Consider the following 12,589-nt stretch of genomic DNA (forward strand, 5'->3'; position numbering starts at 1 on the left):
TCGGTCCGCCTACTTTGTCCGTTTGAACTCCCCCTACCAGCATCGAGCACCCATGGCCCGTCTTCCAATCCTCGTCGCCCCGCATCCGATCCTGAAGCGCAAGGCGCAACCCGTCGCCGAAGTGGATGCGCGCGTCGTCAAGCTGATGGATGACATGGTGGAGACCATGTACGACGCCAACGGCATCGGTCTGGCCGCCCCGCAGGTCGGCGTGCTTGACCGCGTCATCGTCGTGGACGTCCACGAGAAGGGTGAGCCGGCGAACCCGATGCGCCTCGCCAACCCGGAGATCGTCTGGTCTTCCGACGAGAAGTCGGTGTGCGAGGAAGGCTGCCTGTCGGTGCCGGAGCAGTATGCCGAGGTCACCCGGCCCCAGCGCATCCGCGTCCGCTATCTGGACGAGAAGAACCAGCAGCAGGAGATCGAGGCCGACGGCATGCTCGCCACCTGCATCCAGCATGAGATCGACCATCTGGACGGCGTTCTGTTCGTCGATTACCTGTCGATGCTGAAGCGGAACATCCTGCTGAAGAAGGTCCAGAAGATGCAGAAGGCGACGGCCTGACCCGCCTCGATTGGAAATTGATGACTCCGCTCCGTCTCGTCTTCATGGGCACGCCGGATTTCGCCGTGCCCAGCCTTGCCGCGCTGATCGAGGCGGGGCATCAGGTCGTCTGCGCCTACAGCCAGCCGCCGCGCCCGGCCGGCCGTGGCCAGCAGGTGCAGAAATCGCCCGTCCACCGCTTCGCCGAGGAGCACGGCATCCCCGTCCGCACGCCAAAGAGCCTGCGCAACGCCGAGGCCCAGGCGGAGTTCGCCGACCTTAAGGCCGACGCCGCGGTGGTCGCCGCCTACGGCCTGATCCTGCCGCAGCCGATCCTGGACGCGCCGCGGCTGGGTTGCGTCAACGTGCATGGCTCCCTGTTGCCGCGCTGGCGCGGGGCGGCGCCGATTCAGCGCTCCATCCTGGCCGGCGATGCCGAGACCGGGATCACCATCATGCAGATGGACATCGGGCTCGATACCGGAGCCATGCTGTCGAAAGAGGCGGTGGCGATCACCCCCGCCACCACCGCCAGCAGCCTGCATGACGAGTTGGCTGCGCTCGGCGCCCGCATGATCGTTCCGGCGCTGGACGGTCTGGCCGCCGGGACGCTGGCCGCCGTGCCGCAGCCGGAAGAGGGCGTCACCTACGCCGCCAAGCTGACGCGCGAGGATGGCCGGCTCGACTGGACACAGCCCGCGGATTACGTCGAGCGGCAGGTCCGCGCGCTGACGCCGTGGCCGGGCTGCTGGTTCGATGCGGCCAATGGCGAGCGCATCAAGGTGCTGGCCGCCGAACCCGTGACCGGCACGGGCACGCCCGGCACACTGCTCGACGACCGGCTGACGGTCGCCTGCGCCGACGGCGCGGTGCGGTTGACCAAGGTGCAGCGGCCGGGCAAGGCGCCGGTGGACGGCGCGGCCTTCCTGCGCGGATTCGCGCTGGCGGTCGGGCAGCCGGTCTCCACCGAAACCGTTGCGGACTGACCGCCGTGCAGCGCTGGAAACTGACCGTCGAGTATGACGGCCGTCCCTTCGTCGGCTGGCAGCGCCAGGACAACGGTCCCTCCATCCAGCAGAGCCTGGAGGAGGCGGTGCAGCGCCTGTCCGGCGAGGTGGTGCGGGTCCATGGCTCCGGCCGCACCGACGCCGGGGTGCATGCGCTGGGGCAGGTCTGCCATTTCGACCTGGAAAAGCCCTTCACTGGCCTCAAGCTGCGCGACGCCCTGAACTTCCACCTGAAGCCGGCCCCCATCGCGGTGCTGGAGGTGGAGGCGGTGGGCGATGATTTCCACGCTCGGCTGACCTCGACCGGCCGCGCCTATGTCTACCGCATCGTCAACCGCCGGGCCCCTCTGGCGCTGGACTCCGGCCGGGCGTGGCACGTCACCCGCCCGCTGGATGCGGAGGCGATGCACGCGGCAGCGCAAGTGCTGGTCGGTCAGCATGACTTCACCAGTTTCCGCGCCGCGCTGTGTCAGGCCAAGTCGCCGGTGAAGACGCTCGACCGGCTGGATGTGGAGCGCCAGGGCGAGGAAATCCGCGTCCATGCCGCGGCACGTTCCTTCCTGCACCATCAGGTCCGCAACATGGTCGGCACGCTGGAACTGGTCGGCGCCGGCAAATGGACCCCCGACGACGTGCACCGCGCGCTGGAAGCCCGCGACCGTGCCAAGGCCGGGCCGACCTGCCCATCGGATGGGCTCTATTTCATGGCGGCGCGTTACTAAAGACATAGTGAAGACGGCATAGTTGCGCTGTTTTTGAGAGACTGCCGAGCTTTCTGCAAAACTGTTCCCACTCAGCAGTGAATGTTGTATGTAGTTTTCTCAAGGCGCTTTAAGCTTGAGGTAAAGTCACTTGCTTTCCTTTTCTGACGGCAATCGGAAGGCGATTTTGTGTTTCCGAAAACTTTGCATCTCTGATTGCATATGATTTGCCAAGCTTACGGTGTCGGCAGGCAGATATAGCGGGAAGGTCTGCGTAAATGTCATTTTGCAACCGCCGTATCGGAAATCTACAATCCTTGATTGTCAAATCGGAGGTTTGCAAGTCCAGATTTTCGGGGGGAGGCGCCATGCAAAGCGCTGGCGCCGCCGATGACCGATTGCCGGTCTGGATTGGATGATGCTATCGCCGCCAAGTGTGCGCCATCCTCGGCCGTCACCGCGATCCCGCCGATTGCGGACTTGGCTCATCCTGCTGGTCACCGCCGTGGCCGTGCCGCTCGTCCTTTTTTCCGGTTTCCTGCTTGTCCGGAACGTGAAAGCCCAAGCCAGGGAAACCGAGCGGCTGGTCCGTGACCGGGCGCACCTGCTGGCCGAGGACGTGGACCGGGAAGTGGCGCGACTGATCGCCGCAGCCGAAGTTCTTGCCACGTCCGATAGTCTGGCGGTGGGCGACCTTGCCACCTTCCACCGGCGCGCCGTCGAGGTGAGGGATCTTCTCGGCACCAACGTGGTCCTGCGTAACCTGGCGAACCAGCAGATCGTCAACAGCCGCGTACCCTGGGGAACGCCCTTGCCCGTGAACACCGGATTCACGGCCGACCAGCGGGCGATTGCGACGCGGAAACCGCAGGTATCCGGCCTGATCATGGGAGGCGTAACGCGTGCGCCGCTGCTGATCGTCGTGGTGCCAGTGATCCGCGACGGCGATGTCCGCTTTCTGTTGAGCCTGACCATCACCCAGGAACGGCTCCAAACGATCGTTTCTCCCGAGCGCCTTCCCCGCGGCTGGCGGGCTGGGGTGATCGACGAGGACGGAACCGTCATCGCCCGCTCACATCAGGCCGAACAGTTCGTTGGCAAATCGCTGTCCGCGGATCTGTGGGCCGGGATGCGCAAGTCGCCGGAGGGGATCCACCGCGCGGTCAATCTGGAGGGGGTGTCCGCTTTTCAGGCCTACAGCCGCTCCGAGACGGCCGGCTGGGTGGTTGCCACCAGCGTTCCCAAATCGCTGATGGCGGGGCCTGCGCGTGAGATGCTCCTGCTGTTCGTGGGTGGTGGGCTCGTCCTCATCCTGATCGGTATCACCGCCGCCATCGGACTGGGGCGCCGCCTGATGCGCCCGGTTGCGCAACTGGCACGGGCCGCGGAAGCACTGGGGGCGGGTCGTCTGCCGCCTGCCGACGCCGCCGGCATTCTGGAAATCGATGCGGTTGCCAATGCGATCCGGAATGCAGCCGGCCTGATCCAGCAGCGCGAAGCGGATTTGGCGGAAAGCGAGGCCCGGAATCGCGCGATGGTCCAGACCGCGGCGGACGCCATGGTGGTCATCGACGACGCCGGCATCATCCAGTCGTTCAACCCGGCGGCAGAGCGCATCTTCGGCTATCACGCGGAGGAAGCAATCGGGCGGACCGCCAGAATTCTGATGCCGGAACCGTGCCATTCCGCGGACGATGTCGACGTCGTGACCTGCCTGTCCATGGGTGACCGGCGGGGCAGCGGTGCCGGCCGAGACCTGATGGGGCGGCGCAAGGACGGCACGACATTCCCGATCGAACTGGCCATTGCCGACTGGACCTCCGGCCAGCGGCGCTATTTCAGCGGCATCATCCGCGACATCACCGAACGCAAATCTGCCGAGGACGCCCTGCGCGCATCAAAGGCCGAAGCGGATCGCGCCAATGTCGCCAAGTCGAAGTTCCTCGCCGCCGCCAGCCATGATCTGCGCCAGCCGGTCCAGGCCATGATGCTGTTCCAGAGCGCCTTGGAGGAGCGGCTCGCCGGACATCCGGCCTTCCGCCTGCTGAAGTCGCTGGGCGAGGCGATGGGAGGCTTGCGGATGCTGCTCGACAGCCTGCTCGACGTGTCCAAGCTTGATGCCGGACTGATCGTCCCGACGCCGGTGGATATGCCGGTCGGGCCGCTCCTGGAGCGGCTTGGCGCCGAATACCATGCCCAGGCCGTGGCCAAGGATCTGCGCTTGCGGGTCGTCCCCAGCGGCGCGACCATCCGCAGCGACCCGGCCTTGCTGGAGCGCATCCTGCGCAACCTCATCGAGAACGCGTTGCGCTATACCGAACGGGGCGGTGTGCTGATCGGATGTCGGCGGAAGGGTGGCAACCTGCATATCGACGTGATCGATACCGGCATCGGCATCCAACCCGACAAGCATGAGGAGATCTTCGAGGAGTTCTTCCAAGTCGGCAATCCGGAGCGCGACCGCAGCAAGGGCCTGGGGCTGGGATTGGCGGTGGTGCGACGCCTCGCCCGGTTGCTCGGTCACCGGATCGAACTCCGCTCCTTGCCGGGGCGCGGCTCGATGTTCCGCGTCGAGGTGCCGGTGGTGGTCCTGCGTTCGTCCGGCTCCGGCAAGCCGGACAATGTGCATCCCGTGAACGGGCATCCAGTGAATGGGCATCCCAGCCTGATCCTGGTGATCGATGACGAGCCTCTGGTGCGCACGGGACTGCAGGCGATGCTGGAGAGCTGGGGCTACGGGGTGCTGACCGCCGGTTCCATCCAGGATGCCGTCCTACTTGTCGATAGCGGCAAATGGCCGGACGCCATCCTCGCCGATTACCGGCTGCGGGGCGGCGAAACCGGCCTGAATGCGATCAAGGCAGTGTGCGAACGCCTGAATGTGCCGGTGCCCGCAACGGTCATCACCGGCGATACCGCGCCTGAACGCCTGGTCGAGGTGCGGGCAGGCGGGTACGCGCTGCTCCACAAGCCGGTCGCGGCCAACGATCTGCGAAACGCCGTCGTGGAGATGTTGTCCGTCGCGGAGAGTGACACCCGTCTGTGCGCCGAAGGGGATCATGCGGCCCCTGGCGGCTCTTGTTGATGGTCGGTGCGGCCCGCCAACCGTTCCTTCTCGGCGGTGAACACCGCCACCAGATGCTCGATCACCGCCCGCACCCGCGGCACTTCGCGGCGGTCGCGGTGGACCAGCAGCCACGCCTCGCGAGTCAATGGTGGACCGGGGAGGGCAAGACGTTCCAATCCTGGCACGCCGTCCGCCAGCATGCAGGGCAGGAAGGCGATGCCGAAGCCGGCGACCGCCGCCGCAAGCTGGCCCTGCACGCTGTTGGAACGGAAGGCGACGCGCCGGCCGCCGCCATGGCGGTCCAGCCACAAGGCCTCCGGCAGGTCCGCCATCGACTCGTCGTAGGCGATCAGCGTGTCGGGCGCGTCCGGCGCCGCGTACAGCCCATAGCCCAGCGTCGCCAGCCGCCGTCCGACCAGATCGCCGCGTTGCGGCCGGGCCAGCCGGATCGCCAGATCGGCCTCCCGCCGGGCGAGGCTGAGGGTGCGGTTGTCGACCACGATCTCCAGATCGAGCGCCGGATTGGCCGACCGCAGCGGTCCCAGCCGGGGGATCAGGAAGACGTCGGCCAGCGCCTGGGTCATCGTCAGCCGCACGGTGCCGGTCAACCCGGCGGCGTCGCCCTCGCGGCGGCGGATCGCCTGCGCCCGCTCGTCCATCGCCTCGGCGAGGGCGCGGACGCTCTCGCCCTCCGCAGTCAGGACATAGCCGTCGGGGCGGCGCTCCATCAGGCTGCGGCCGAGCGTCGTCTCCAGCGCGGCCAGCCGGCGGCCGACCGTGGCGTGGCTCAGCCGCAGGCCGCGTGCCGCCGCCGACAGGCTGCCGGCGCGGGCCAGTTCCAGGAAGACGCGCAGATCGTCCCAGTCGAGCGGGCTTGTGAATTTTTGAACAGTCATCGTGCAAGGATAGCGGATAGCCGCGCATCGGTGAACGGGGCAGCATGGCCCCCATCAACGCTCAAACGAATGCGGAGCATCTCCCGATGACGACTCTTCCCGCCCGGACCCTGCGCCAGATCGTCGGCGCGCCGAGCACTCCCGCCCCGCTCGACAAGGCGGTTCTGGTGCTGATCGATCTGCAGCGCGAATACACCGACGGCGCCCTGCGGCTGTCCGGCGTCGATGCGGCGGTGGAGCAGGCGGCGGAGTTGCTGGGCCTTGCCCGCGCCAATGGCGTGCCGGTGATCCACATCGTCCATCACACTGCGGCGGGCGCGCCGGTGTTCGACCCGACCGGGCCGATGGCGGAGATCGTCCTGGCGGTCGCCCCGCGCGAGGACGAACCGGTGATCGTCAAGAAGCTCGCCAACGCCTTCGCCGGGACGGATCTGCAGACGGTGGCGCGCGATACCGGACGGACGGAGATGATCGTCGCCGGCTTCATGACCCACAACTGCGTCAGCAGCACCGCGCGGTCGGCGGTGGATCATGGCTGGCGGGTGACGGTCGTGGCGTCAGCCACCGCCACCCGCGACCTGCCGGACGGCAAGGGCGGCATGGTGCCGGCGGCCGACATCCAGCGCGGCGTGCTGACCGGGCTGTCCGACAGCCTCGCCACCGTGGTCGAGGACGCGCGGGCCTGGGGATGAGACGGGAGGGGGCGCGGTCGGCGCCCCCGCCGCATTCTTACTTCTTCTCGGCCTTCCAGTAGTAGTTGGTGTCGAAGCTCGGCCCCCAGACGAGGCCGGTGACGTCCTTGCGCTCCGCCACCATCTCGGTCTGCTGGAACATGATGACGAAGGGCGAATCGGCCAGGACCGAGCGCTGCAGCTCCTCGTACATCTTGGCGCGCTTGGCGCTGTCGCGTTCCTCGACCGCGGCGGCGGTCTTCTTGGTCAGCTCCGGAATGTCCCAGGCGTTGCGCCAGGCCAGCGGCTTGGACTTGGCGTCGTCGCTGTTGTCGGGGTTGGAGGCGAAGGTATCGGCGTTGGAGTTCGGATCCTGGTAATCCGCGCCCCACTGCTGGATCATCAGTTCATGGTTGCGGGCGCGGAACTTGGTCAGCACCTGCTTGCCGTCGCCGGGGATGATCTCGATCTTCACGCCGGCCTTGGCGGCACTGGCCTGGATCGCCTGGGCCATGTCCTGGGTCGGGTTGGTGTTGCGCACGTCCATGCTGACGGTGAAGCCGTCGGGATAGCCGGCCTTCGCCAGCAGCTCCTTCGCTTTGGCCGGATCGTACTTGTAGGGGTTGTCGTTGACGGCGCCCAGGAAGCCCTTGGGCAGGAAGGCCTGATGGACGGCGCCGATGCCGTTCATGATGGAGCCGGCCATGCCGTCGTAATCGACCAGATACTTGAAGGCCTCGCGCACCTCGGGCTTGGCCAGGGCGGGGACCTTCTGGTTCAGGCTGAGATACCACAGCGTGCCCTTCGGCGCCTGGACCAGACGGATGGCATCGCTGGACTTCAGCGGTTCGAACTGCTCCGGCTTCAGGTTGCGCGCGACGTCGACGTCGCCCTTCTCCAGCAGCAGGCGCTGGGTCGCCGGTTCCGCGATGTGACGGATCAGCACGCGCTTCAGCTTCGGCGCGCCGCGCCAGTATTTCGTGTTGGCGTCGAAGGTCAGCAGTTCGCTCGGCTTCCACTGCTTCAGGATGAAGGGGCCGGAGCCGGCGGAGTTGGTCTTCAGCCAGCCGGCACCGAAATCGCCGTCCTTTTCCTTGCTCTTCACCAGCTTGGAATCGACGACCGACGCGACGTCGGCGGTCAGGCAGTAGAGCACGAAGGTCGGGGCATAGGCCTTGTCGGTGGTGAAGACCAGCGTCTTCGGATCGGTGGCGCGCACCATCTGGTCGACATTGTCCGGGGTCAGGCCGAACTGGGTCAGGATGAAGGCCGGACCCTTGTTCATCTTCACCGCGCGGGCGAAGGACCACGCCACGTCGTTGGCGGTCAGCGGGTTGCCGGAATGGAAATTGATGCCGTCGCGGATCTTGAAGGTGAAGGTCTTGCCGTCGGGCGACACGGTCCAGCTTTCGGCGACCTCGCCCTCGATCTTGCTGACGTCGTTGACGTCGAAATGGATCAGGCGGTCATAGACCTGGGCGCTGTATTCCGCGCCCGACAGCTCGAAGATCTCACCGGGGTCGAGGCTGACGATGTCGTCGAACTGCCACGCCATCACCAGCGAGTCCTTGGGCGTGGCGGCGATGGCCGGGGCGGCGAGGCTGACGAGGGCGAGAGCGGCGGCGCCGAGAACGGTCTGGGCAATAAGGCCGCGCTTGAAGCTGGTCATCCGTGAAGTCTCCCTGGAGGCCCGTTCGGGCACTGTTGAAGAGTGAATCTTCCTGCTGCCTTCCCCGGTATGTCAACCCGGCAGGTTGGCCGGTTCCGCCCCGCCTGTTTCCAGCCCGCCGTTTCCAGCCGGGACGGGTTGCAATTCGTGGGGAAAGCGCCTAGCTCCTATCGCCCCCCGGCACCATTCTTGTATTCGCGGACATTCGGCAGAAGGAAACCACCGTCATGGGCTATACCGTCGCGGTCATCGGCGCCACCGGCAATGTCGGGCGCGAGATCCTGCAAACGCTGGCCGAGCGGAAGTTCCCGGCCGACAAGGTCATCGCGCTCGCCTCCGAAAAGTCGATCGGGCAGGAGGTGTCCTATGGCGAGGACGACATCCTCAAGGTCCAGGACCTCAACAAGTTCGACTTCCATGGCGTGGACATCGTGCTGTCGTCGCCCGGCGCCAAGGTGTCGGCGATCCATGTGCCGCGCGCTGCCGCCGCCGGTGCCATGGTGATCGACAACACCTCGCACTTCCGGATGGACCCCGACGTGCCGCTGGTGGTGCCGGAGGTGAACCCGGAGGCGCTGGCCGGCTATCGCAAGCGCGGCATCATCGCCAACCCCAACTGCTCCACCATCCAGATGGTGGTGGCGCTGAAGCCGCTGCACGACCGCTACAAGATCCGCCGCGTCGTGGTATCGACCTACCAGTCGGTGTCGGGCGCCGGCAAGGAGGCGATGGACGAACTGTTCACCCAGACCCGCGCCATCTTCGTCAACGATCCCATCGCCAAGAGCGTCTTCCCCAAGCAGATCGCCTTCAACGTCATCCCCCAAATCGACGCCTTCATGGAGGACGGTTCCACCAAGGAAGAGTGGAAGATGATGGTGGAGACCAAGAAGATCCTCGATCCCAAGATCAAGGTCGCCGCCACCTGCGTCCGCGTTCCCACCTTCATCGGTCATGCCCTGTCGATCAACATCGAGACGGAGGAGCCGATCAGCGCGGAGGAGGCCCGCGTCGTGCTGCGCGCCGCTCCCGGCGTGTCGGTGGTCGACCAGCAGACCACCGACGGCTATGTCACGCCGGTCGAGGTCGCCGGCGACAATCCGGTCTTCGTCAGCCGCATCCGCGACGACTTCACGGTGGAGAACGGCCTGTCCTTCTGGTGCGTCGCCGACAACCTGCGCAAGGGCGCAGCGCTGAACGCCGTGCAGATCGCCGAGTTGCTGGTGCGGGATTACATGGTGGAGTGAGGGGACGGGTGGGGGCAAACCGCGGACGCTTCCCACCCTTCCAAATTGTCGGTAGGCTGAACCATCCCACCTGACCGGGCGGTTCCGTGCCTCGCATCCTGCCGCTGTTGTGCCTCGTCCTGCTGTTGCTCACCGGGTGCGGCGTCGATGCCGACCAGGACGCGCTGTGCCGGAAGCTGATCCCGGCCTTCGACGATGGACCCGTCACCGACCTGTCCACCCGCTCATACGCCGAGGACAAGCGGGTGCTGCGTGTCGATTACCGCAGCGGCGGGCAGGCGCATTGGATCGCCTGCCGCTTCGCCGGCACGTCGATGGAGGAGGGGCGGCGCACCCTGGCGGCGGTCGCCACCGACCGCAGCGGCTGGCTGACCGGGATCCGTTTCGCCATGCTGCAGCAATGGCTGCGCATCAGGCCGCCGCGCGATGCCGTCGGCGGCGTGGTGGAGGTGGAACGGGCGCCGCCGACGCGCTGGACGCCCGTCCTGTTCCTGCTCCAGCAAATCATCAATGCCGCCACCGTCGCCTGCGTCTATGGGCTGCTGGCGCTGGGCTACACCCTGGTCTACGCCATCCTCGGCCAGATCAATCTGGCGATGGGCGAACTGACGATGCTGGGCGCCATGCTGACGGCGATGGCGGCGGCCGGTCTGGGCATGGCCGGCTGGGCGACCTGGCCGCCGGCCCTGCTGGGCGTTCTGGTGCTGGTGATGGGCTTTACCGCGGTGCAGGGCTGGACGATGGACCGGCTTGTCTTTCGCCGCCTGCGCGGGGTGCGCAGCCACACGCCGCTGATCGTCGCGGTGGGGCTGTCCATCGCCTATCAGGAGGGAGTGCGACTGCTGCATGGCGCGCGCGACTGGTGGCCGGCGCCGGTGCTGACCGGGCGTTTCGACCTGCTGAGCGACGGGGCCTTCACCGTCACCGCGCTGACCGCGCAGCTGGCGATCCTGGCGCTGACCGGCGGTCTCTATGCCTTGCTATGGGGAATCATGCAGCGCACCGCCTATGGGCGGGCGCATCGCGCCTGCACCGACGACATCGCGGCGGCGGAGCTGGTGGGGGTGGACGTCAACCGCACGGTGGCGGCGACCTTCGCCATCGGCGGCGGACTGGCCGCGGCGGCGGGGGCGGTGATCGCGCTGTATTATGGCGGGGTGAACTTCTTCACCGGCTACCTGATCGGCTTCAAGGCGCTGGCCGCGGCGGTGGTCGGCGGCATCGGTTCGGTGCCGGGGGCGATGCTGGGCGGCGCCCTGCTGGGGCTGGTGGAGACCTTCTGGTCGGCCTATTTCGCGCTCGCCTACAAGGACATCGTCGCGTTCGGGCTGCTGACGCTGTTCCTGATCTACCGGCCGCAGGGATTGATGGGGCAGGCGCGGGGAAGGGGCGATTAGGCTGGCGGTGCCGGCCGGCGACGCAGCCGGCACCGCCAGCCTGTTCACCCCACCTTCACCAGCGCATGACGCTTCTTGCCGGCGCTGAGCTTGACCACGCCGTCGGCGTTCAGGTCCGCCGCAGTCGCCTTCGCCGTCTCGTCGGCGATCGGCCCGTCGTTCAGCTTGGCCCCGCCGCCCTTGATGAGGCGACGCGCCTCGCCCTTCGACGCCGCCAGACCGGCCGACACCAGAAGGTCAACCACCGGCAGGCCGGCCTCCAGATCGGCGCGGGAGACCTCGATGCTGGGCAGCCCCTCGGCCGCGGCGCCCTCCTCGAAGGCGCGGCGCGCGGTCTCGGCGGCCTCCAACGCGGCCTCCTCGCCATGGGCGAGCCTGGTCACCTCGTTGGCGAGGATCTTCTTGGCCTCGTTGATCTCGGCGCCCTGCAGGCTTTCCAGCCGGGCGACCTCGTCCAGCGGCAGTTCGGTGTAGAGGCGCAGGAAGCGGCCGACGTCGGCATCCTCGGTGTTGCGCCAGTACTGCCAGAAATCATAGCTGCTGAGCTTGTCGGCGGTCAGCCACACCGCGCCGGCGGCCGTCTTGCCCATCTTGGCGCCGGAGGACGTGGTCAGCAGCGGCGTGGTCAGGCCGAACAGCTCCGCCCCATCGGTGCGGCGGCCGAGTTCGACGCCGTTGACGATGTTGCCCCACTGGTCCGACCCGCCCATCTGCAGCGTGCAGCCATAGCGCCGCTTCAGTTCCACGAAATCATAGGCCTGGAGGATCATGTAGTTGAATTCGAGGAAAGTCAGCGGCTGCTCGCGGTCCAGACGCAGCTTGACCGACTCGAAGCTCATCATCCGGTTGATGGTGAAATGCCGGCCGATGTCGCGCAGCAGCGGGATGTATTTCAGCTCGTCCAGCCAGTCGGCGTTGTTCGCCATCACCGCGTCGGTCGGCCCGTCCCCGAAGGTCAGGTAACGGCCGAAGATGCGCTTGATGCCAGCCATGTTGTTGCCGATGACCTCGTCGGTCAGCAGCTGGCGCGCCTCGTCCTTGCCCGACGGGTCGCCGATCTTGGTGGTGCCGCCACCCATCAGGACGATCGGCTTGTGGCCGGTCTTCTGCAGCCAGCGCAGCATCATGATCGGCAGCAGGCTGCCGACATGCAAGCTGTCGGCGGTGCAGTCGAAGCCGATATAGGCGACGATCGGCCCCTTCTGCGCCCGCTCGTCCAGCGTGGCGAGGTCGGTGCACTGATGGATGAACCCGCGCTCCTGAAGGGTGCGCAGGAACTCCGAGGCGGGGGCCGAGGGGGTGGTCGTCGTCATGGCCGCAATCCGGCTGTCGTTGAAATGAAGGGCGGGGCAGGGTCGCAGAATTCCCGCGGTCTGTTACCACGGAACGG

At 66.9% G+C, this 12,589-nt stretch carries 10 protein-coding genes; 7 read left to right on the plus strand and 3 right to left on the minus strand.

Annotated features, from left to right (window positions below; genetic code table 11):
- Positions 1–52: 52 nt before the first annotated feature.
- The 4 genes from def (at position 53) to FZ938_RS07610 (ending at position 5,337) form a co-directional block, all read left to right on the plus strand.
- Positions 53–565, plus strand: a complete 513-nt coding sequence (gene def / locus FZ938_RS07595) for a peptide deformylase (protein ID WP_149197981.1) — start codon at positions 53–55, stop codon at positions 563–565.
- A 20-nt stretch (positions 566–585) separates the two neighbouring features.
- Positions 586–1,530 (plus strand): methionyl-tRNA formyltransferase, encoded by a 945-nt coding sequence (fmt, locus tag FZ938_RS07600; RefSeq protein WP_149197982.1) that lies wholly within the window; start codon positions 586–588, stop codon positions 1,528–1,530.
- Positions 1,531–1,535: 5 nt separating this feature from the next.
- Positions 1,536–2,273, plus strand: a complete 738-nt coding sequence (gene truA / locus FZ938_RS07605) for a tRNA pseudouridine(38-40) synthase TruA (protein WP_149197983.1) — start codon at positions 1,536–1,538, stop codon at positions 2,271–2,273.
- Positions 2,274–2,724: 451 nt separating this feature from the next.
- Positions 2,725–5,337 (plus strand): PAS domain S-box protein, encoded by a 2,613-nt coding sequence (locus tag FZ938_RS07610; RefSeq protein WP_246798998.1) that lies wholly within the window; start codon positions 2,725–2,727, stop codon positions 5,335–5,337.
- On the opposite strand, the gene FZ938_RS07615 is transcribed toward FZ938_RS07610, so the two are convergent.
- Entirely contained in the window at positions 5,310–6,215 is a 906-nt protein-coding gene (locus FZ938_RS07615) for a LysR family transcriptional regulator (protein WP_149197984.1), read from the minus strand. The genes FZ938_RS07610 and FZ938_RS07615 overlap by 28 nt on opposite strands.
- A gap of 86 nt (positions 6,216–6,301) precedes the next feature.
- On the opposite strand from FZ938_RS07615, the gene FZ938_RS07620 reads away from it, so the two are divergent.
- The gene (locus FZ938_RS07620; protein ID WP_149197985.1) at positions 6,302–6,907 is read left to right on the plus strand and encodes a cysteine hydrolase family protein; all 606 of its coding nucleotides are present in this window, start codon (positions 6,302–6,304) and stop codon (positions 6,905–6,907) included.
- A gap of 37 nt (positions 6,908–6,944) precedes the next feature.
- Here FZ938_RS07620 and FZ938_RS07625 read toward each other — a convergent pair whose 3' ends face one another.
- Positions 6,945–8,555, minus strand: a complete 1,611-nt coding sequence (locus FZ938_RS07625) for an ABC transporter substrate-binding protein (RefSeq protein WP_149197986.1) — start codon at positions 8,553–8,555, stop codon at positions 6,945–6,947.
- A 227-nt stretch (positions 8,556–8,782) separates the two neighbouring features.
- On the opposite strand from FZ938_RS07625, the gene FZ938_RS07630 reads away from it, so the two are divergent.
- Positions 8,783–9,802 (plus strand): aspartate-semialdehyde dehydrogenase, encoded by a 1,020-nt coding sequence (locus tag FZ938_RS07630; protein ID WP_149197987.1) that lies wholly within the window; start codon positions 8,783–8,785, stop codon positions 9,800–9,802.
- 86 nt (positions 9,803–9,888) lie between these two features.
- Positions 9,889–11,199 (plus strand): branched-chain amino acid ABC transporter permease, encoded by a 1,311-nt coding sequence (locus tag FZ938_RS07635; protein ID WP_149197988.1) that lies wholly within the window; start codon positions 9,889–9,891, stop codon positions 11,197–11,199.
- Between the two features lie 44 nt (positions 11,200–11,243).
- Here FZ938_RS07635 and tyrS read toward each other — a convergent pair whose 3' ends face one another.
- Positions 11,244–12,512, minus strand: coding sequence for a tyrosine--tRNA ligase (gene tyrS, locus FZ938_RS07640; RefSeq protein WP_149197989.1), 1,269 nt, complete (start codon positions 12,510–12,512; stop codon positions 11,244–11,246).
- Positions 12,513–12,589: the final 77 nt, after the last annotated feature.

Origin of the sequence: Azospirillum oryzae (genome assembly GCF_008364795.1) — a bacterium.
Taxonomy (GTDB): domain Bacteria; phylum Pseudomonadota; class Alphaproteobacteria; order Azospirillales; family Azospirillaceae; genus Azospirillum; species Azospirillum oryzae.

Coding starts and splice junctions, on each gene's coding strand:
- def (WP_149197981.1), top strand. CDS start 53: ATGGCCCGTCTTCCAATCCTCGTCGCCCCGCATCCGATCCTGAAGCGC.
- fmt (WP_149197982.1), top strand. CDS start 586: ATGACTCCGCTCCGTCTCGTCTTCATGGGCACGCCGGATTTCGCCGTG.
- FZ938_RS07615 (WP_149197984.1), bottom strand. CDS start 6,215: ATGACTGTTCAAAAATTCACAAGCCCGCTCGACTGGGACGATCTGCGC.
- FZ938_RS07620 (WP_149197985.1), top strand. CDS start 6,302: ATGACGACTCTTCCCGCCCGGACCCTGCGCCAGATCGTCGGCGCGCCG.
- FZ938_RS07625 (WP_149197986.1), bottom strand. CDS start 8,555: ATGACCAGCTTCAAGCGCGGCCTTATTGCCCAGACCGTTCTCGGCGCC.
- FZ938_RS07630 (WP_149197987.1), top strand. CDS start 8,783: ATGGGCTATACCGTCGCGGTCATCGGCGCCACCGGCAATGTCGGGCGC.
- tyrS (WP_149197989.1), bottom strand. CDS start 12,512: ATGACGACGACCACCCCCTCGGCCCCCGCCTCGGAGTTCCTGCGCACC.